This window comes from Lactobacillus intestinalis (assembly GCF_024397795.1).
In the GTDB taxonomy this organism is placed as follows: domain Bacteria; phylum Bacillota; class Bacilli; order Lactobacillales; family Lactobacillaceae; genus Lactobacillus; species Lactobacillus intestinalis.
In genome coordinates this window covers 88,778-108,048 of record NZ_CP072983.1, presented here as the reverse complement: position 1 = coordinate 108,048, position 19,271 = coordinate 88,778, and the positions used below count along the sequence as shown (strand labels likewise).

Below are 19,271 nucleotides of genomic sequence, written 5' to 3'. Positions count from 1 at the left end.
GTAATAAGAATGTTTATGCCAATGTTTTACGATCCTTATTTTTGGGTAATATTGATTTCTATAGCAATTAGTAGTTGGGCTTCAATTAATGTTAACTCAACTTTTGGGCGCTATGCTGATGTTAACAATCATAACGACATCACCGGGGCAGAAGCTGCCGAAATGATTTTAGCAAATGCCGGAATTCAAGATGTAAAAATTCAACCAATTTCAGGGCAATTGACAGATAATTATAATCCTCAAACTAAAATTCTTAGTTTGTCAGAACCAGTTTATAATTCAACTTCGATTTCAGCTGTGGGCGTTGCAGCTCACGAAGTAGGACATGCCATCCAAGACCATACTCAATATGCACCGATGACTTTTCGTTCTGCTTTAGTGCCCGTAGTTAACTTGGGTTCAAATTTAGCAATGCCTCTAATTTTAATTGGTTTATTTTTTGGTCTCAATCAAATTTTTATCAAAGCTGGAATTCTTTGCTTTGCGGCAGTCTTAGTTTTTCAATTAGTAACTTTACCCGTTGAATTCAATGCTTCCGCACGTGCTTTAAAGCAATTGAAGATAACTGGAATTCTAGACAATCAGGAGCTTAGTTCTGGTAGAAAAGTTTTAACAGCTGCTGCTTTAACTTATGTAGCGGCGGTAGTTTCATCCTTACTTCAAATATTCCACTTAATTTTGCTATTTGGCAATCATAATCAAGACAACTAAAACTAGGAGGATTTTAGGGTGCTTTGGCTTCACGACATAGCAAGAATCATCATCATTACTAATACCATTTTAGCCTTTTACATCGTCTTTCATAGAAGAAGATCGGTTTCTACAACTTGGGCTTGGCTGATTATTTTACTAGTTTTACCAATTATCGGTTTGATTCTGTATGCCTTTTTTGGACGTGGTATTTCCCAGGAAAATATTTTTGCAATTAATAAACAGCACCACTTGGGACTTCGCAACGTTCAAAAAGCCATCGCCAAAGCTCCTAAAAAAATCAGCCCCTCTGACACTTCTAATAAAGGAAAAATTGCCATTAATTTTTTCAATAAAGATGGCTATTCTCCAGTCACTAAAAATAATCACGTCACTTTGTACAGTGATGGAAAAGAAATGTTTAGGGATATGATCAAAGATATCAAAAATGCCAAAGAAACTATCAATGTGGAATTTTATACTTTCTATAATGATGATATTGGTAATGAGATTCTTGATCTTTTAATAAAAAAGGCTCAAGAAGGCGTCCAAGTGCGTGTAATCTATGATGCGTGGGGTTCTCAAGGAGCGACTAAAACTTGGTTTGATCAATTGCGAAATGTAGGGGGACAAGTTTTACCTTTTATCACTTCACGTAATATGATTACCAGATATCGAATCAACTATCACCTGCACCGAAAAATTGTTATTATTGATGGCCGTATTTCTTGGACTGGCGGCTTTAATATCGGTGATCAATATTTAGGTAGAAAAAAGAAATTTGGTTATTGGCGCGATAGCCAGGTAAGAATCGTAGGTTCGGCCTCCCTTCTACTTCAAGAACGTTTTGTAATGGACTGGAATGCTTCAATTCAAAACGATGAACAAATTATTACTTTTAACGAAATGTTTTTCCCGGATCTTGATGAACATGATATTACACCAGGAGATGTCGCCACTCAAATTATTTCTGATGGACCTGACCGCTATGAACCCTATATGCGAAATGGTATGATGAGATTAATGCTACTGGCTAGAAAAAGACTCTGGATTCAAACTCCTTATCTAATCCCAGATGATGCTATGTTTGCAACTTGGCAGACAATTGCTTCATCGGGTGTTGATGTAAGGATTATGATCCCCTCAATACCAGACCATCCTTTTATTTATCGCGCTACCCAATGGTACGCTAACGAATTAACTCGCTATGGTGTCAAAATTTATATTTATAATAATGGTTTTTTACACGCCAAAACGACAATTATCGATGATAAATATTCCACCGTCGGATCAATGAATCAAGATTATCGTTCATATGACTTAAACTTTGAAGATATCGTCGTCTTTTACGATAAAAAATTTACTCAGGAAATGGCGGAAACTTTTAAAAAAGACATGGAAAGCTCTACCTTATTAACTAAAGAAATGATTGCCAATCAAGGTCGATATTTACGAACTTTACAAAGCTTTTCTCGAATGCTCTCTCCAATCTTATGATAAAGCAGACTTAACAGTCTGCTTTTTAAATAATATTTTGTACTTCTATTCTGGCATCAGAACTTAGACGCTGACGCAAAACCCCAATTACCATATTTACTTCTCCATTAAAGCGTAAGTAATATTGGCGCTCTTTAACAGTTTGCAAAATACAAATTACCGTGGGCTTTTTAGGATTAGGCACACTAATCAAGCGCACAAAGCTAATATCTGAATAGCGAACCGTCCGTTTAAAGTAGCCAGAAACGACTGCCCGTTTATCTGCAAAACCAGTAAAGCCATCGATGATACTAATGAACAAGAATAAAGCCAAAAAGACGTTGATTCCAGGATCCCCTTTTTCAATATAATTCCAAGTAAAGGCTAGCCAAATAAAAATAATTGCCCAAATAATTGATGATAAACGATAGCGTCCTTTTACTTGCAAGCTAGCTTGCCAATACCAGCTATAGCATGCATAAACCAATAATAATAAATCGATAGTATAATAAAAAGTAGATAAGCTAGTCATAATAACCCTCCTTAAATAAAACACTATGTTAATTATAACAAAGGCAATAATCTATAATTGAGTTAGAAGTATTAGAAAGTGTACAAAAAAATGGATAATACAGAAAAAATTATCGAACTAAAAAATGATATCGACAATGCCAATCATATTGCCTTTTTGACTGGAGCCGGCGTGTCAACCCATTCTGGCATCCCTGACTATCGTTCAAAAAATGGAATTTACAATGGTGTAAAAGAAAGTCCTGAAACTATTTTAAGCGAAAACACCCTCTTTAATCGGCCCGAACTTTTCTACAACTTTGTAATGAACAACATGTATTTTCCAAATGCCAAGCCTAATCTAATTCATGAAAAGATTGCTCAAATTTGTAATCAAAAAGGCGATTTAATCACTCAAAATATCGACCAATTAGATAAAAAAGCTGGTAACGAACATGTAGTAGAATTTCATGGAAATTTATATAACATATATTGTACAAAATGCCATCAAACTTTGTCTTATAATGAGTATGCAGACAGTTATATTCATAAAAACTGTGGAGGAATAATTCGACCAGGAATCGTTCTTTACGGGGAAGGAATTAATCCTGAAAATCTATCAAAATCTATCAATATTATGCAAAAATCAGATCTCGTTATTATTTGTGGAACTAGTTTTGTCGTTTATCCTTTTGCGCAACTATTAGCTTACAAAAAGCCAACCGCTAAAGTTTGGGCTATTAACAAAACTGCTATTAACGCCCCTGAAATTAATGAAATCATTGCTGATGCTCTCGATATTTTTAAGAAATTGTAATTGAATTACTTGCGAGATATTGATATTCTTTACATAAGTTTTTATGATGGCCTTTTATACTCAGGTGGTGAAATAACATGACAGAAGTTTTTTACTATGATACTACTACTATTAATGATCAAGAATATTTTTTAGCTGCTACCAATTTAGGAATAGCTTATTTAGGATTAAAAAGTCAAGATAATTCTACCCCTATATTTGGCTTTTATCCGAATAAAATGCTTATTCATGATCCTAAAAGACTGGAACCTTATGTTAAAGAATTAAAAGAATATTTTGCAGGGAAAAGGCGAAAATTTGACGTACCCATTGATATTTCAGAATTCGGGACAGCCTTTCAAAGAAACGTTTTAGAAGTTGTTAAAAAAGTGCCCTATGGCACTACAGTAAGCTATGGGGATATTGCGACTTCTCTAGAAAATGCTCGGTCAGTTCGTGCCGTGGCCCACGCCGTGGCTCTTAATCCTGTCTTGATTTTTATTCCTTGTCATAGAATAATTATGTCAAACGGTAAACCAGGTGGATATCGTTTAGGACCAAAGGAAAAGATTCGTTTAATCAATTTAGAAAAGAGCTATTTACGTGAACATTCTTAAAATGTACGCACCTTTTTTTGATGGAAATAATTGGCTACATGTTTTAACTAGCAGTAACGACTGGGTAATCATTCTTACCCTTATTTTAATGGAATGCTTATTGTCAGTCGACAATGCGGTGGTGTTGGCTGCGCAGACTCAAGTACTTCCTAATAAATCAGAACAACGTAAATCTTTAGTTTATGGACTATGGGGTGCTTATTTGTTTCGTTTCATCGTCATTGGAATTGGAACTTATTTAATCAATTTTTGGGAAATCAAATTACTGGGAAGCATCTATCTATTTTATCTATGTATTAAATTTTTCTACGATCAGCGCCATCCTCAACAAGCTGCAGAACATGAAAAAGAAAAGAAAGCTGAAAGAGCTGCCCATCACAAAAATAAAAAGCCAAAAAAGCACGTACTTTCTTTATTTTGGCGCACAGTTGTCTCCATCGAAGCCATGGATATTGTTTTTTCAATTGACTCAGTTTTAGCAGCATTAGCTGTTTCAGATAATCCAGTTGTTGTTTTAATCGGAGGAATGATTGGAATTTTGTGCATGAGAGGTGTGGCCGAAATTATCATCAAACTGATGGATATTATTCCGGAATTGCAACCTATGGCGTATGTTTTAATTGGAATTATCGCTTTGAAACTGCTCTTGGAACTTCCACCATTCAATATTGAAATTCCTAATGCTGCTTTTGCAGCAATTGTTTTCTCGGTTTTAGGTTTAACGATTGCTTTCCACTTTGTTCGCGTTAAAAAGCACGGTCAAAAACATCTATAAAGAAAAAGTCCCACCTTGAATTATTGTCAAGATGAGGCTTTTTTATTCTCCAAGGATAATTTTCTTGATTTTGAATCAAATTTTAAGTTTTTTCTCTACATATTCTTTCAAAACAACTGCTTGATTGTGCTTCCGATTTTTTGCGCCATACAAAAACAACACATCTTCTGTAGCAAGTTGTGATTTTACATTTTCCACAAATTCAGGTGTAAACTGATTGTGGTTAAGCTCTTCAATGTATTTTTGCTTGAATTCTGGAAATTTCTCATCCTCATGATTGAACCACTTCCGCAATTCATTAGTAGGCCCGATTTCCTTATCCCATTCATTCAAATGGGCTTTAACCTTACTTACTCCGCGAGGCCACATTCGATCAATTAAAATGCGGTAGCCCGTTGGCTGCTCATGGTCATAGATTCTAACTAATTTAATTTCAGACATTTTTCTACCTCTTGAAAGGAAAAACATGGATTACAAAACTTATTTTACTACTCAACCAACCGATAAAATTGCTAAAGATTTGATTGGACGTCCGCTTTATTTTAATAATGGTGAAAAACTGGGTGGCTACATCGTTGAAGCCGAAGCCTACATGGGAAAACGGGATCGTGCAGCCCATTCTTACAACGGTCGGCGCAGCCAAGCAAATGAAGGCCTTTATGGTGCGGGTGGCACTTTATATATTTATTCTCAGCGTCAATATTTTTTCTTTGATGTTGCGTGTCAAGAAAAAGATGAGCCTCAGGGAGTGCTCATTCGTGCTATTGAACCAGTTTGGGGAATTGACACCATGATTAAAAACCGCAACGGTAAAACCGGCCCCCTTTTAACTAACGGTCCCGGTAAAATGATGCAAGCTCTAGGAATTACTAGTCGAAAATGGGATCTTCATTTTCTTACAGACTCTCCTTTTGAGATTGATCTTGATGATAAAAGTAAAAGAATTCCCCAGAAAATTGTTGCTTCAAGTCGCGTTGGGATTAACCAAAGCGATCCGCTTTGGGCCAATAAGCCACTCCGTTATTATGTTAAAGGTAATCCCTATGTTTCTAAAATGAAAAAACGTGATTTTGCTCAAAACAACGGTTGGGCTTGACAAATAGCCCTTTTCCCTTTAAGCTGTGTAACAGTTAAATATTTTCCAATGCAATAGAGGTTGCGACAAGCACAAGGATATTGTGAATACGCGAATATAATGATCAATATTTGAAGGATTGCCGCCGAAACGAGTTTATCTTTCGCGAGTTAAGTTTGTTGGGTTGCAGGAGAAGATCCTGCAGACTGTCTCGGTTCGTCCCCGAGGAGCGCTATAAGATTTGGTTTAATTACTGATGATTACGACCTCGCTGCATATGCGAGGTTTTTATTTACGCTTTTTATTGTATTGGCTTTACTTGAATAATTATTTGGAGGTTTTTTTCTGTGAAGTCAAAATGTAGATGGCTAGCTGCAATAATGGCAGTTGTGCTTAGTTTAATTATTGGAATTTCTACCAATTCTAAGGTTCAAGCAAAAAGTACGTCTGAGCCTTTAAAGATTGGTATGGAAGCCAACTATCCGCCATACAATTGGACTCAAACTACTAGTGCAAATGGTGCGGTTCCAATTGAAGGTTCTCACTCTTATGCAAATGGTTATGATGTTGAAATTGCTAAGAGAATCGGTAAAAGATTACACCGTAAAGTTGTTGTAGAAAAAACTGAATGGGACGGTTTACTTCCAGCATTAACTTCTGGCAAGATCGATTTGATTATTGCTGGTATGAGTCCAACTGCAGCCAGAAGAAAAGCGATTAACTTTTCTGAACCATACAGAAAAAGTACTTTTGTTGTTATCATGAACAAAGACAACAAGTACGCTGCTGCAAAGAAATTAAGCGATTTTAAGGGTGCTAAGTTAACTGCTCAACAAGGGACTTTGCACTATGACTTAATCAAGCAATTAAAGGGTGCTAAGAGAGAACCAGCAATGCGTGACTTCTCAGCTATGAGACAAAGTTTAGCTTCTGGCACTATTGATGGTTACGTTGCTGAAGACATCGAATTTGAAAGTTACCACAATGTTAACCCTAACATCGTTGCCGTTAACTTAAACAAGATGGCTGGTTTTCATGTAGATCACGATGATTCTGTAACTAGTATCGGTGTTAAAAAAGGCAACACTAAACTTTTAAATGAAGTTAATGCGACTTTAAGAAGCATCCCTACTAAAGAACGCGATCAATTGATGTCTAAGGCCATCAGAGAGCAACCAAAGGCTGGTAATAGTGCTAAGAAAGAAAACTGGCTTGTTTCAACTTGGAAGCAATATGGTCATATGATTCTTAGCGGTATCGGCATGACTTTACTTTTAGCTTTAGTTGGTACTATCGTTGGTTTCTTCATTGGTTTGCTCGTGGGTATCGTTCGTACTATTCCAACCCCTACCACTCGTGGCAAGCGTTGGGCTTTAAACTTTGTTAAGTGGTTATTATCAGTTTACGTAGAAATTTTCCGTGGTACTCCTATGATGGTTCAAGCAGCCGTGATCTACTATGGTATTGCTCAATTCTGGCACTTAAACTTGAACCGTACGGTTGCCGCTTTAATTATTGTTTCAATTAATACCGGTGCTTACCTTGCCGAAGTTATTCGTGGTGGCATTATTTCTACACCTGAAGGACAATTCGAAGCCGCTAGTGCACTGGGGATGACTCATAACCAAAGAATGTGGCACATCATTTTACCTCAAGCTATCAAGAACTGTTTACCATCAATTACTAACGAATTTATCGTAAACATTAAGGATACTTCAGTATTGAGTATTATTTCAGTATCTGAATTGTTCTTTGTTGGTACTACAATTGCGAGTCAAACTTTCCAATTCTTCCCAACATACTTAACTATTTCTGTAATTTACTTAATCTTGACCTTCACCATTACTCGTATTTTCAACTTGATTGAAAAGAAGCTTGAAGGCAACAAGAACTACAACTTAATGGCCAACCAAGTTCAAGTTGGTACACCTAAGGATACGGAGGCAAATAACTAATGACTGAAAGCAAGCAAACCATCTTAAGTTTAAAGCATATGCAAAAATCCTACGGTGATCACCAAGTTTTGCGCGACATTTCAGTTGATATTAATAAAGGTGAAATCGTAACGATTATTGGTCCTTCTGGTGGTGGTAAATCAACCACCTTACGTTGCATTAATTTGCTTGAAGAACCAACTGGTGGCGAAATTGATTTTCACGGTGAAAACATCCTTCATCCTGGATACAATCGTAATGAATTTCGTTCTAAGGTCGGCATGGTTTTCCAGCAATTTGACTTATTTGAAAACAAGAACGTTTTACAAAATTGTATGATTGGACAACAATTAGTACTTAAGCGTTCAAAAGAAGAAGCTAAGAAGATTGCTCTTGAAAACCTCAAAAAGGTTGGTATGGAACCATTTGTTAATGCAAAACCAAGCCAATTATCTGGTGGTCAACAACAGCGTGTGGCTATTGCCCGGGCAATTTCAATGGATCCTGAGGTACTTCTCTTCGACGAACCAACAAGTGCCCTTGACCCTGAAATGGTTGGTGAAGTACTTGATGTTATGCAAAAGTTGGCTACTACTGGATTAACGATGGTCATCGTTACGCACGAAATGGGCTTTGCAAAGAGTATTTCTGATAACGTTTTGTTTATTAGCGACGGCGTGATTACTGAACAAGGCCATCCAAAGGATCTCTTTGATAATCCTCAAAACGCCAAGACACAAAAATTCCTAAGAAATTTTAGAAAGATGGATTTCTAAAATAATAAAACACTTAGAAGCTGTAGCTTTTGAGTGTTTTTTGGTACAATGAAGCAAATCAAAGTGGGAGGAATTAGGATGACAAATCAAAATTACTACTTCGTCAAACCATATGACGAAGATTTAGCTAGACCACCTCACGAGAGTCTTGGTCAAATTCTAAATGAAACATACTTGCAGCCTTTTAACTGGAAGGGGCGCACAACTAGAAAATCTTATTGGATCAGCTTTTTAATCAACGCAATTTTAGCTTGTTTAGTAACTGGAATTACCAGCTACGCCTTAAACACTCATATTAACTTAGGGCTAAAATGGATCGATTTAGTTGTAAGTGTAGTCGTTTTAATTTGGATCTTTTTGGCTGGATTGGGACAACGAATTCGTCGTTTGCATGATGTCAACTACAGCGGGTATTGGTATTGGGCAACAATCGTGCCTTATGGTGCTTTATTTGTAAACTTTTACTTGATGATTCAACCATCAGTTCAAAGGCCTGTAAAATGGGGAAATTATCTTTTCTATAATTCAAATTCCCCAAGCAATAATTATTATGACCAAGTTTACAATCCTGAAATGGATCGTTCCAATATACCAGTTCCTACAATCGGTCAAATTCTAAAAGAGCACTTTTTTGATTGCTTCAAATGGAATGCCAGATCCACTAGAACTTCATATTGGGTTGGAAGCGCCGTTAATGTAGTTATCTCAATAATTGGCTTCATAGTTTACTACTTTGTTGCGTTCATGTTTTTCTTAGGAGCGCCATTTACTGAAATATTTAACAATAATCCGTTTCTTTTAACCTTTAGCATTATCTCTCTAATCGTCTTAGCCGCTTTTTGGATTTGGGCTACAATTGCGCAAATTGGTCATACAGTCCGTCGTTTGCATGATGCCGACTTTATCGGTTGGTGGTGGTGGATCGGCGTAATTCCATACATTGGTTCAATTTTGTTACCTCTCCTTCTGTTCCATCCAACAGTCGAAAAAGAAGTAAAATGGAATACTTACTTATTTGAAGAAACAGATAAAATCAAATAACTAAAAACCTCGAGCGTTTGCTCGAGGTTTTTTAAATGACATCTTTTCTTTGATTTAGCTGATATAGTTTCCAACCCGTATTAAAGTGATTCTCACGCGTTTTTCTTAAAGAGTCATAATCGCTCTCAAGACTGTCAATTGCATCTTGTAGCTTCTTATTTTGCTTTCTCATCGCATTTAACTCAGGATCATTGATAACTCCTTTAAGATGAGCCTTAGCAGCTAATTGACGACGACGATTTTCAAATTCTTCCTTCAAACTACCAATGCTATTTTCATAGCGAACCAGCTTTTTATTCACATCTACAATCTGATCGTTAAGCTGTTTAAAAAGTTTATATGGCATGTCAGATTTAATTCGATTACATTCACTACATGACAAGGTTAAATTATCTAAATCATTATTATGCGACAAAGAAACCGGGTCCTTGTGATCGACACTGGTTCCCTTGCGACCGCAATACTGACAGCGATAATGATACTTAGCCCGAATGCGCTCCCGATCAATATAATCAACCTCATTCAGTTGAAAGTTTACTGTAAGACCTAATTTTTCTAAATTATAGGCAAAATCACGCCCCTGATCTGGAATATAATCAATTTTACCTAATTCGCTCTTGATCACAGCATCATTAAATTCTTTACGTGGCAACTGCTGGAGTGCCAAGCGATTACCATCATAATCCTGAATAAAGGCTTCATAACGCTTGCGTAGTTGCTTCGTATTTACTAAATGATCTTCACTATCACCGTCATTATTGTTTCCAACATAGGTATACAAAAGAGCTTGGGCAAAAGTTTTCACAGTCGAATTAGCATAATCCTCAGCATTTTTCCCCATTTGTAAACAAATATCACAAATGCTCGTCAATTTAGGATTAATTAGACCTTCTTGTTTAAAATGAAGGGAATCAATCCGCAATCCACATGAACTACATTGAAATTTCACTTATTTATCCGCATCCCCCATCAACAAAATACTAAAGGCAATTCGCTGCATCTTGTCTTTTCCAGCAAAATCCCCCTTAAACAAATCTGGCAAAATATGCTTGATAAAGTATTGCACGCATACCATATCATCATACTTTTTAATAGTTTCCAAACTTTCCTTAAACATTTGCATAAAGACCGGATTAGGATTACCTAGTTCAATTTCACCATAGGCTTCATAGAGTAGATCCAATTTATCGCAAATTGATAAAATCTTTCCTTCCAAAGTATCATCTTTAGCTTCAGAAAGTCGCTTAGTATAGATAGCTTGGAATTCTTTGGGGATTTCCTCTTTGATAAACTTTTGGGTCATCTTTTCCTCCACTTCACCAATCATCTTTCGCAATTGAGGTGTGGCATACTTAACGGGAGTTTTAATATCACCGATAAAACGCTCGGTATAGTCATGGTTCAAGCTCTTTTCGTATAAAGCTTTCCAATTAACCTTTTGTTTTCCTACAACTTCTTCGATATCTCCCATCATTTGAGCCAATTCAGCGGTTCTATATGAGTGATCAGCCACTGAATGGTGTTGATATTTAAAGTAGCCCGGTGCACGATCGATTGACTCTAAACTATTGAATCCTTGAATATAAGCATTTAATCCCATAATTATCCCCCTTAGTAAAATGTCTAAAATTTTTACTATGTTATCAAAATTCAAAAAGTTATGCAAGACTTCTCTATTTACATTCTACCAGCTAGGGGGATTATGATTGCAAGCAAAAAAGCCAGAGCAAAACGCCCTAGCTTTCAGTTTCTATAATTCAAAGACTACTTGTTTTCGTCTTTTGCGGCCTTGTTAAGAAATTCTACAACAGCTGCTACGTGAGCAACACGCTTCTTAGCATTTCTCTTGTTCTTAGGTCTTTGGTTTGGTTCACAACCAGTGTTGTAATTTTCACCTTTACGCATAGTACTATACTTCCTTTCAGATTTTCGAAAATCTAGTTTAGTTTACCATTTACCCTTTACGAAATCAAGTCCAGTTCTAAACCCTCATATTTTCAAGCATCCCCGGTAGAATAATAGTATAGTTCAAAATCTTATTAGCATAGCTAGAATTATTCTTGAAATCCTTTATTGCCTTTTTAACTTCGGGCACATCATCGGTGATTATGCCATCAACGTGGTCATACATCAACCTTTTTATCAACCCCGACTGATTAACTGTCCAAGCATACACCGGATGATGATTCAGATGAGCTTGCCAAATAAAATCTGAATCCAAAGTTGAGTATTCCATTGAATAGCCTTTTGCGACACTTTCAGGATAAGTGAAATTATAAGGTTGAATATACAAAACTGGCAATTTTGGGTTGATTCGATGCAAATTTTCAACTACCCCATAATCTAACGATTGAACTTGATAATGCTTTTCAATAATTAATTTTCCATATTTTCGATTAAAGTATTCAAGCATCTTTTTTGAATCTTGAGGAGTGGTCTTAATTTCAATCAATAGTTTTTGATGTAGCTTTTTGGCAACTTTCAAATATTGATCAAAGCTTGCAACTTTTCCTTTGGACCCATTTTCTTTAGCAGTTAAATGAGTCAGCTCTTTCAAAGTTAACTCATTTGGCTTTTTATCTACGCCTGTAAGCTTCTTCAAATTTTCATCATGCATGACTACAAATTGCTTATCTTTAGTCTCATGCAAATCAATTTCCACATAATCAGGTTTTAGTCGAACTGTTTTCTTTAAAGCAGGGATAGTATTTTGGACTCCGTTTTCTTTACTTACCCCTCGATGAGAAATAATCAATGGTGCTGAAAAATTTGTTCCTAAATATAAAATATTGCTTATTGCAGCACCCATCACTAAAACAGCGATCATTATACTACTTAAACTAATAATAGCTTTATTAGTTTGCGTGTGACTGGATTTTTCTTGAATTCCAATTGGCTTAAACAAAAAACAAATTGCAATAACCGATGACCATATCAACACCACTTCACTGATAATCTGAATTATCGTTAAGTTAACAACAGCTATTATAAAAGATAATTTCCTAGGAAATATGTCACACGCAAGCTGCAATAAATAAAAACTACAATAAAAACCCAGCAGTATAATCGCAGCCAGTAAGGTTAATTCTCCTAAACGAATTAGTAAAGGACGCCATAATTTACCAGTTAATTTCCAACTTTGCTTCATTGCTGGCCATGTTTTCTGTTGCTTAAAAATCATCAAAGGCAAAGTTAAAATTAATCGCAATCCCAAGACTCCGATTACTAAGTAAAACAAAATTAAAATTAAAGCTAAAATCCAATTTTTAGTCATATAATCTAAGATAAAATCTGGAATTCGAATTTTAGATAAAAGTGGCGTTCTAAATATAATATCGGCAAAAGGAATAATAAATATAAAGTAGGCAATTAAAAGAAGTAGAGAACTAACTCGTAGAGTTTTTAAGCTGATAAAAGTTTCTTTAAAGACACTAGGTAATGTAAATGTAGCCTTTTTTATATTTTTTACACCAATCAATAAAAAGGCGAATTCACTATACACTATCAGCATCAATAAGATAAGCTCAATGATTAAAATTATAAAAATTGAGGTATGAGTGGTAATAATTGTGATCACGTTTTGATAAGAAACAAAGGGAATTGCCCCAGCTTGCAGTACAAAAGTTGTCACATATCGAAATAGCGGAATCACAATAAATTGACTAATTAAATCCAAACTTAAAAACAGTAGTATATACTGCAATAAATGCTTCTTAAATTCGCTAGTATACACTCTAATATCTTCAAATGCGCTTTTCACTTCAATCTTCCTCGCCTTCAAAATTCACCTTCCTTATTTTACAAAAAAAGCGCACTTCAAAGAAGTACGCTTAGATTCGATTTTAGCAAGTTTTGCCTTCTTGCATATCCTTTTCTGTGATTTCAGATGGCTTGAAGTTAACTACTCCAACTGCCCCATCAATAATTCCACTGTCATCAGACAAGCTTAAGGTGGCATTTCTAGCATTTACTACTAAATTATCTTCTAAAAATCCTGTTTCTGCTTTAGCAGTGTAAAGATCAAGACCAGCATTATTTTCAATTTTAATATCATAATCTGGATCTTTTTTGTCTAACACTACAAACTCAAAATTTGCTCCAATCGTACAAGTCCCACCTTGCTTTGAGTATTTAGTAGAACCATCATTCAAAGCCAAGAGAACAACTTGACCATCTTTAACATGCTTTTTGATGATTTCTGCAGCATCATCTTTAATGTTCATTTTTAAATCCATAATTTTACCCCTTCTTAATTAAACATCTTAGGAAAAATATACCAACTAACCCTCATTTGCACAATTTATCTGCTCAAAATACCAAACTATTTACTTTTTCTAAAATTTATTATTGCAAGCACCGCTAAAAAGGCTCAAAATGGTAAATAGAGTTTTTGGACGATTGTAATACGTGAGGGGGACCTTTTATGACCGTCTTAAAGAATATTGCTAAAGACAGAATTTTACAAATTACCGTACTGATAACAGTCGTCAGCCTTTTTTTTGCGCGACCAAGATTTGAAGATATTAACTTTCATACTTTATATTCAGTTGCTGCAATGCTGACGATTATTCAAATCTATGCTTATTTGCATGTGCTTGATGTACTTGCCTATAAACTCACTAGTATCGCTGATAATACTCGAAAGCTAAACATGTTGTTTACTCTTTTGGCAGTAATTTCAGGGATGTTCCTAGGCAATGACATTACAGCCTTAACTTTAATTCCGTTATATTTAAACATTGCAAAAAAATATAAATTACCGCAGATTTTACCAGTTACTTTAATTGGAATGGGAGCCAACATTGGGGCTGCCTTTACTCCGTGGGGAAATCCTCACAACATTTTCCTGGTAAGTAGATACGATGTTAACGCTGTGCAATTTTTTGCATGGTCTGTTCCTTATTTAGTTGCGTCACTAATCATTCTGGGTATCGTCTTTGTCTTTATCCCCAAAGAAAAGATCCCTGTCCAAAAAACTGAAAGCATTAAGATTAGCTGGCGTCCAACTTTAATTACTACTGCTGTATTCATCTTTTTCTTTTTTGGTGTGTTCAGAATCGTTAACATTGTATGGCCAATGCTTATTTCTATTCTTTTGGCCCTCCTTATTAATCCACGCATCATGCTTAAAATTGACTACGCATTGCTATTAACTTTCACTGGATTCTTTATTTTCATCAGTGATATTCAGCAAATTCCAGCAATTGTAGGAGCAATTCATATGATGGTTCATTCAGAAACTTCAACTTACTTTGCTTCTATTCTTTCCAGTCAAATTATGAGTAACGTTCCTTCAACTATTTTAGTTGGTAAGTTTACTACATATGTTGAAGCTTTATTCTTAGGATCAAACATCGGTGGTTTTGGTTCTCCAATCGGCTCAATGGCTAACATGCTAGTTTTGAAAACTTTCAACCAACACGCTAGTGTAAGCAAAGGAAAATTCTTCAAGGAATGGATTGTGATGCAATTCGTTGGATTGATTATCCTAACTGCTGTTGGTTGGCTACTTCTTAAAATCTAATTTTCACTAAAGATGCTGATTTTAGCATCTTTTTTGATTGCGGAAAATTTCTAAAATTAGTAAAATCTAAATAATACTTTTACCGTAACGGAGGGAATGCAATGTCACCATTATTATGGATAATTTTAATTATTGTAGTCTTAGTGATTGCAATTTATATTACAGCTTACAACGGTTTGCAAAGAGCTAAAATCTACACTGAAGAAAGTTGGAGCCAAATCGACGTTCAATTAAAACGCCGTAACGATTTAATTCCTAACTTAGTAGAAACCGTTAAAGGCTATGCCAAACATGAAAGTGAAACTTTTGAAAAGGTTGTTCAATTAAGAAACCAATTAACTCAAATTCCTGCGGATAATCATGAGGAAACTTTGAAGGTTTCTAACGAAATTACCGATTCACTTAAAACTATTTTTGCCTTATCAGAAAACTATCCTGATTTGAAGGCTAACGAAAACTTCTTGAAACTTCAAGAAGAATTAACCAACACCGAAAACAAGATTGCATATTCACGTCAGCTTTACAATTCAAGTGCTGCTCAATACGACCAACGTCTTTTAACTTTTCCATCTAATATCGTGGCTAAAATTCACGGTTTCAAGAAAGTTGATTACCTTGAAACACCTCAAGAAGAAAAAGAAGTGCCAAAGGTTAAGTTTTAAAGATGTTATACCAACAAATTGCACGTAATAAGCGTAAAACTGCGATTATTATGGTTCTTTTTGTGATAATTTTAACCTTAGTTGGGGCTGGACTAGGTTATATGTTTAGTAATTCTCCCTATGGGGGAATTATTATTGCCTTTTTAGGAAGCCTTATCTATTTATTCATTGTTATGCAAAATCCTGCCAATATGGTGATGAGTTTAAATCATGCCCAAGAGATCCATGAACAAGACAATCCAGAGTTATGGCATATTGTCGAAGATATGGCGATGGTAGGACGCGTTCCAATGCCTAGAGTGTTTATTATTGATGATCCTAGTCCTAATGCTTTTGCGACTGGAAGAGACCCAGATCATAGCGCTGTGGCCGTTACAAGCGGCCTGTTGAATATGATGAATCGTGAAGAGCTAGAGGGTGTTTTAGGACACGAAATTTCACATATAAGAAACTATGATATTCGCATTTCAACAATTGCTGTAGTGTTGGTCGGAGTCATTTCTTTTATTTCAGGAATGGCTAGTCGGTGGATTTGGTGGGGTGGCAGTCGAAGCCGCAATGATGACGAAGAAGACAACAACGCTTTTGCAATGATTATTAGAGTAGTCGCAATCTTATTCGTCTTGATTTTAGGACCATTGTCAGCGTCACTAGCTCAAATGGCCCTCTCACGCAATCGAGAATACTTAGCTGATGCTAGTTCAGTAGAATTAACAAGAAATCCACAGGGACTAATTTCTGCTTTAGAAAAAATCGAAGGTAGTCAGCCAATGAAGCAAGCTGATCGTTCAAGTAGTGGGATGTATATTGAAAATCCATTTAAACATAACGGAAGTTTATTTGATACGCATCCCCCAACAGCTGATAGAATTGCACGTCTTGAAAAAATGTAATAGAAAGCACCTAAAGATCTTTATTACCAATTGATCCTTAGGCGCTTTTTATTATTCTTCAATTTTCCTATAAAATTCTATAGATGCAGTTAAATTATCACTATTTACTAATCCTTGTAATTTGCCTATAAGATTCCCACTTTTAAAAAATAATGTTGTTGGAACGATAACCAAATTAAAATATTCGGCAAAGTATTTTACTTCACTTAATTCTACTAATAAATATTGTACCCCGATTTGTATTTTTGATAATCTTTCTTCAAATAATTTGCTTGAAAAATGATTACTGTCTATAACAAAAACAATACAATAATCATTTTTATTTATAAACTCAAGTAGTGACATATTAGCCATTTTGATCATTTGCCTTTCTATATTCTTCAAGTGTTGGTCTATCAAACCTAGTTAAGTTCTTTCTTTTTCCTACCGTGTATAATGCTGTCACTATTTCTTTATCAGGATCTAAATTTAAGTAAGAATCTATTTCTTTATCTTTAAAGGTTCCTATTACTCCTATTCCTAATTCTAAAGCTGACGCTAGCAGGTATAAATTTTGCATTAGAGCACCTGCTTCTAAATAAATTGCCCTATATCCTGCGGCATCTTGATATTTCCACGCTATTCTATCTATTCTTGATGTAGATATTAACATTAAACTTGTTGTTTTTACTTGCTCTTGATTCCCAGCAATATTAAACATTATTTTTCTAAAATTTCCTTTTTTTATTAATTCTAAAGAATTACTTTTTACAGAATAATGAAAAATACCATATGGAATACTATTTACTTCAAAATTTACTAAATATAGTTCACTCGAAGCTCGTCCACCAGGGGTTGGAATATATTTAAATATAGCTTCTCCCATTCCCATATCAAATGCATAGGACGCCTCTCCATTAGAATAATAAAGCAAATTTGATAGAGTTTGTAAGGAAATATCATTATTGTGGAGAGTATATCGTATTGATTGCCGATTAGTTATACTTTTTAAAAGATCACTTGAAAATTCTGTAGGGAAAGGAAGATTGATAGTTTTAGAAGAAGCATAATTTTTATATATTGAAGGCTGTAAATATCTTTTTTTATTTAGTTCCCAAAACTCATTATAAGTAGATTGATAGTTTTCATCTTTATCTTCTTTATTTGCCCAATAAAAATATTGAATTGATTTATTAAATGTATCAATAGAGTAATCATCTTTGGCAAAGTTAACTGGAACTAAAACTCCTTTATTTATAAATTCTTTAGTCACACTTACTAAATTTATTGACTCATCCTCAAGCTCATTAGTATTTAGTTTTTCAATATCTTTAGGAGAACTAAAGTATAACAATACTTTGAAAAACTTTTTATTAATAGCTAATTGTTTATGACTCTTATATAAGTCAAGAATTATCTTAGAATCTTTAAAAAATATAACTATATCATTATTAATTTGAAACAACATCATATTTCCTCCTTCAAAAATCTAATACAGTCTTGACTAATATTTTGCTTACTTTGTACTTCCAACCATCTCCAATCCCCATTTGTATTAACTTCTAAAAAGAACCATTTTCCATTTTCATTAATAAGGTCAATTGTACCTACTTTAAGTCGAGTATAAGATATAAATTTATTTAATAAATCTTGCAATTCATTTGGAATATTATATGGAATAATATTAAATCCATATATACCTTGATTATGCCAATCATCCATTTCTACATTTTTATAGGTTGCCGCTGAAAAATTCGAGCCAAAAAATGTCACTCTGACTTCCTGATTATTAGGTATATAATTTTGAAATATAGATGGAGTTACTTCCAGTTCTTCATCATTAATATTTTCTATCTTTACCTTTTTTCCATAAATCCGATTAATAATATTAGGAGTAATTTCTATATTATGACTCATAACTGCCTTAACAAATTGAACCTTACTAGTTTCAAATTTTTTATTTATTATATTAGTCTTTGGAATCTTCATTCCTATTGAACTTGCAATTTTTAATTGTCTTGGTTTAGGTAAATGTTCCCAAGATCTATATTTGTTTATTATATTTATTCCCCAGTTATTTAAACTTTCAAATATACTATTCCACTGCTCAACCACATATTCTTTCGCAACTTCATCATAATCTTTAGGGAATTGCAAAGACTGTAATGAAAAATGTCTAAACCAAATAGCATCTATTTCATTCAAAGATATTTTTTCACAATAATGTGAAATAAAGCTATCAGACTTTGAATCTGGAACTAAATTTATTACCGTATGTTTCAATAAGTCTTCTATATTTATTCTTAAATAATCTATTTTGTTCTTTAAAAATTCCTTACCTAAGTAATCAATTTCAGGATCATCGTATCGAGTAAAAATTATAATCCTGCGTTCAAACTGGATATCTTTTAATGCACTTTGTCCTAAAATTTTTTGCATATTATATCTATAATCCATATTTTTAGAATTATTACTTATATTTAACACATTATCATTTTCATTATATAAAAACGGTGTTTTCAT

General features: G+C 34.5%; 22 protein-coding genes and 1 riboswitch. Of the genes, 12 read left to right on the top strand and 10 right to left on the bottom strand.

Translation table 11 applies throughout. From position 1 onward, the window contains the following. Positions 1–9 precede the first annotated feature (9 nt). The gene (locus KBW87_RS00550; protein ID WP_057809432.1) at positions 10–711 is read left to right on the top strand and encodes a zinc metallopeptidase; all 702 of its coding nucleotides are present in this window, start codon (positions 10–12) and stop codon (positions 709–711) included. An 18-nt stretch (positions 712–729) separates the two neighbouring features. Beyond that, complete coding sequence (gene cls, locus KBW87_RS00545) at positions 730–2,187, top strand: cardiolipin synthase (RefSeq protein ID WP_057809434.1); 1,458 nt, start codon at positions 730–732, stop codon at positions 2,185–2,187. A gap of 25 nt (positions 2,188–2,212) precedes the next feature. On the opposite strand, the gene KBW87_RS00540 is transcribed toward cls, so the two are convergent. After that, entirely contained in the window at positions 2,213–2,698 is a 486-nt protein-coding gene (locus KBW87_RS00540; protein WP_057809436.1) for a hypothetical protein, read from the bottom strand. 90 nt (positions 2,699–2,788) lie between these two features. On the opposite strand from KBW87_RS00540, the gene KBW87_RS00535 reads away from it, so the two are divergent. The 3 genes from KBW87_RS00535 (at position 2,789) to KBW87_RS00525 (ending at position 4,864) form a co-directional block, all read left to right on the top strand. After that, entirely contained in the window at positions 2,789–3,493 is a 705-nt protein-coding gene (locus KBW87_RS00535; RefSeq protein WP_057809438.1) for an NAD-dependent protein deacylase, read from the top strand. A 77-nt stretch (positions 3,494–3,570) separates the two neighbouring features. Next, positions 3,571–4,089 carry a methylated-DNA--[protein]-cysteine S-methyltransferase gene (locus tag KBW87_RS00530; RefSeq protein WP_057809440.1) on the top strand — a complete coding sequence of 173 codons (519 nt, stop codon included), beginning with the start codon at positions 3,571–3,573 and terminating at the stop codon, positions 4,087–4,089. After that, positions 4,076–4,864 carry a TerC family protein gene (locus tag KBW87_RS00525; RefSeq protein WP_057809442.1) on the top strand — a complete coding sequence of 263 codons (789 nt, stop codon included), beginning with the start codon at positions 4,076–4,078 and terminating at the stop codon, positions 4,862–4,864. The genes KBW87_RS00530 and KBW87_RS00525 overlap by 14 nt, the downstream gene beginning before the upstream one ends. Before the next feature lie 75 nt (positions 4,865–4,939). Here the strand turns inward: KBW87_RS00525 and KBW87_RS00520 are convergent, their stop codons facing one another. Further along, complete coding sequence (locus KBW87_RS00520) at positions 4,940–5,305, bottom strand: DUF488 domain-containing protein (RefSeq protein WP_057809444.1); 366 nt, start codon at positions 5,303–5,305, stop codon at positions 4,940–4,942. Positions 5,306–5,330: 25 nt separating this feature from the next. Between KBW87_RS00520 and KBW87_RS00515 the strand changes: the two genes are divergently transcribed. From KBW87_RS00515 to KBW87_RS00500, 4 genes are all read left to right on the top strand, one after another. Continuing rightward, entirely contained in the window at positions 5,331–5,960 is a 630-nt protein-coding gene (locus KBW87_RS00515; protein WP_057809445.1) for a DNA-3-methyladenine glycosylase, read from the top strand. A 46-nt stretch (positions 5,961–6,006) separates the two neighbouring features. Beyond that, positions 6,007–6,182, top strand: a riboswitch (Lysine riboswitch). A gap of 104 nt (positions 6,183–6,286) precedes the next feature. Next, complete coding sequence (locus KBW87_RS00510) at positions 6,287–7,894, top strand: ABC transporter substrate-binding protein/permease (protein WP_057809447.1); 1,608 nt, start codon at positions 6,287–6,289, stop codon at positions 7,892–7,894. Beyond that, positions 7,894–8,649: an amino acid ABC transporter ATP-binding protein gene (locus tag KBW87_RS00505; RefSeq protein ID WP_004039697.1), complete on the top strand. Its 756-nt coding sequence runs from the start codon at positions 7,894–7,896 to the stop codon at positions 8,647–8,649. The genes KBW87_RS00510 and KBW87_RS00505 overlap by 1 nt, the downstream gene beginning before the upstream one ends. Positions 8,650–8,727: 78 nt before the next feature. Continuing rightward, positions 8,728–9,690, top strand: a complete 963-nt coding sequence (locus tag KBW87_RS00500) for a DUF805 domain-containing protein (protein ID WP_057809449.1) — start codon at positions 8,728–8,730, stop codon at positions 9,688–9,690. A 31-nt stretch (positions 9,691–9,721) separates the two neighbouring features. On the opposite strand, the gene KBW87_RS00495 is transcribed toward KBW87_RS00500, so the two are convergent. From KBW87_RS00495 to KBW87_RS00475, 5 genes are all read right to left on the bottom strand, one after another. Continuing rightward, entirely contained in the window at positions 9,722–10,639 is a 918-nt protein-coding gene (locus tag KBW87_RS00495) for an HNH endonuclease (RefSeq protein ID WP_057809451.1), read from the bottom strand. After that, positions 10,640–11,290, bottom strand: coding sequence for a YfbR-like 5'-deoxynucleotidase (locus KBW87_RS00490; RefSeq protein WP_004039700.1), 651 nt, complete (start codon positions 11,288–11,290; stop codon positions 10,640–10,642). It lies immediately after the preceding gene. A gap of 164 nt (positions 11,291–11,454) precedes the next feature. Then, entirely contained in the window at positions 11,455–11,595 is a 141-nt protein-coding gene (locus KBW87_RS00485) for a hypothetical protein (RefSeq protein WP_004039702.1), read from the bottom strand. 76 nt (positions 11,596–11,671) lie between these two features. Further along, the gene (locus tag KBW87_RS00480; protein ID WP_057809490.1) at positions 11,672–13,450 is read right to left on the bottom strand and encodes a glycerophosphoryl diester phosphodiesterase membrane domain-containing protein; all 1,779 of its coding nucleotides are present in this window, start codon (positions 13,448–13,450) and stop codon (positions 11,672–11,674) included. An 82-nt stretch (positions 13,451–13,532) separates the two neighbouring features. Continuing rightward, positions 13,533–13,925, bottom strand: coding sequence for an iron-sulfur cluster biosynthesis family protein (locus KBW87_RS00475; RefSeq protein ID WP_057809453.1), 393 nt, complete (start codon positions 13,923–13,925; stop codon positions 13,533–13,535). A gap of 188 nt (positions 13,926–14,113) precedes the next feature. Here KBW87_RS00475 and KBW87_RS00470 point away from each other — a divergent pair, with 188 nt between their 5' ends. From KBW87_RS00470 to htpX, 3 genes are all read left to right on the top strand, one after another. Beyond that, positions 14,114–15,214, top strand: coding sequence for an SLC13 family permease (locus tag KBW87_RS00470; protein ID WP_057809455.1), 1,101 nt, complete (start codon positions 14,114–14,116; stop codon positions 15,212–15,214). 101 nt (positions 15,215–15,315) lie between these two features. Continuing rightward, entirely contained in the window at positions 15,316–15,876 is a 561-nt protein-coding gene (locus tag KBW87_RS00465; protein WP_004039719.1) for a LemA family protein, read from the top strand. 2 nt (positions 15,877–15,878) lie between these two features. Next, positions 15,879–16,769 (top strand): zinc metalloprotease HtpX, encoded by an 891-nt coding sequence (htpX, locus tag KBW87_RS00460; RefSeq protein ID WP_057809457.1) that lies wholly within the window; start codon positions 15,879–15,881, stop codon positions 16,767–16,769. A gap of 51 nt (positions 16,770–16,820) precedes the next feature. On the opposite strand, the gene KBW87_RS00455 is transcribed toward htpX, so the two are convergent. The 3 genes from KBW87_RS00455 to KBW87_RS00445 are packed head-to-tail and all read right to left on the bottom strand — an operon-like array spanning position 16,821 to position 19,271. Continuing rightward, a complete protein-coding gene (locus tag KBW87_RS00455) occupies positions 16,821–17,123 on the bottom strand; it encodes a thioredoxin domain-containing protein (RefSeq protein WP_057809459.1) in 303 nt (100 codons plus the stop codon). Beyond that, the gene (locus KBW87_RS00450) at positions 17,116–18,216 is read right to left on the bottom strand and encodes a SagB/ThcOx family dehydrogenase (protein ID WP_057809462.1); all 1,101 of its coding nucleotides are present in this window, start codon (positions 18,214–18,216) and stop codon (positions 17,116–17,118) included. Before KBW87_RS00450 ends, KBW87_RS00455 begins: the two co-directional genes overlap by 8 nt. Then, on the bottom strand, positions 18,216–19,271 hold the full coding sequence (locus tag KBW87_RS00445; RefSeq protein WP_057809464.1) for an ATP-grasp domain-containing protein: 1,056 nt from the start codon (positions 19,269–19,271) through the stop codon (positions 18,216–18,218). Before KBW87_RS00445 ends, KBW87_RS00450 begins: the two co-directional genes overlap by 1 nt.

What these genes read in the sequence shown, in the direction of transcription:
- KBW87_RS00520 (WP_057809444.1), bottom strand. Translation starts at nt 5,305, where the DNA reads ATGTCTGAAATTAAATTAGTTAGAATCTATGACCATGAGCAGCCAACG.
- KBW87_RS00475 (WP_057809453.1), bottom strand. Translation starts at nt 13,925, where the DNA reads ATGGATTTAAAAATGAACATTAAAGATGATGCTGCAGAAATCATCAAA.
- KBW87_RS00505 (WP_004039697.1), top strand. Translation starts at nt 7,894, where the DNA reads ATGACTGAAAGCAAGCAAACCATCTTAAGTTTAAAGCATATGCAAAAA.
- KBW87_RS00530 (WP_057809440.1), top strand. Translation starts at nt 3,571, where the DNA reads ATGACAGAAGTTTTTTACTATGATACTACTACTATTAATGATCAAGAA.
- KBW87_RS00465 (WP_004039719.1), top strand. Translation starts at nt 15,316, where the DNA reads ATGTCACCATTATTATGGATAATTTTAATTATTGTAGTCTTAGTGATT.
- htpX (WP_057809457.1), top strand. Translation starts at nt 15,879, where the DNA reads ATGTTATACCAACAAATTGCACGTAATAAGCGTAAAACTGCGATTATT.
- KBW87_RS00445 (WP_057809464.1), bottom strand. Translation starts at nt 19,271, where the DNA reads ATGAAAACACCGTTTTTATATAATGAAAATGATAATGTGTTAAATATA.
- KBW87_RS00470 (WP_057809455.1), top strand. Translation starts at nt 14,114, where the DNA reads ATGACCGTCTTAAAGAATATTGCTAAAGACAGAATTTTACAAATTACC.
- KBW87_RS00550 (WP_057809432.1), top strand. Translation starts at nt 10, where the DNA reads ATGTTTATGCCAATGTTTTACGATCCTTATTTTTGGGTAATATTGATT.
- KBW87_RS00515 (WP_057809445.1), top strand. Translation starts at nt 5,331, where the DNA reads ATGGATTACAAAACTTATTTTACTACTCAACCAACCGATAAAATTGCT.
- KBW87_RS00500 (WP_057809449.1), top strand. Translation starts at nt 8,728, where the DNA reads ATGACAAATCAAAATTACTACTTCGTCAAACCATATGACGAAGATTTA.
- KBW87_RS00540 (WP_057809436.1), bottom strand. Translation starts at nt 2,698, where the DNA reads ATGACTAGCTTATCTACTTTTTATTATACTATCGATTTATTATTATTG.
- KBW87_RS00485 (WP_004039702.1), bottom strand. Translation starts at nt 11,595, where the DNA reads ATGCGTAAAGGTGAAAATTACAACACTGGTTGTGAACCAAACCAAAGA.
- KBW87_RS00535 (WP_057809438.1), top strand. Translation starts at nt 2,789, where the DNA reads ATGGATAATACAGAAAAAATTATCGAACTAAAAAATGATATCGACAAT.
- KBW87_RS00490 (WP_004039700.1), bottom strand. Translation starts at nt 11,290, where the DNA reads ATGGGATTAAATGCTTATATTCAAGGATTCAATAGTTTAGAGTCAATC.
- KBW87_RS00455 (WP_057809459.1), bottom strand. Translation starts at nt 17,123, where the DNA reads ATGGCTAATATGTCACTACTTGAGTTTATAAATAAAAATGATTATTGT.
- KBW87_RS00450 (WP_057809462.1), bottom strand. Translation starts at nt 18,216, where the DNA reads ATGTTGTTTCAAATTAATAATGATATAGTTATATTTTTTAAAGATTCT.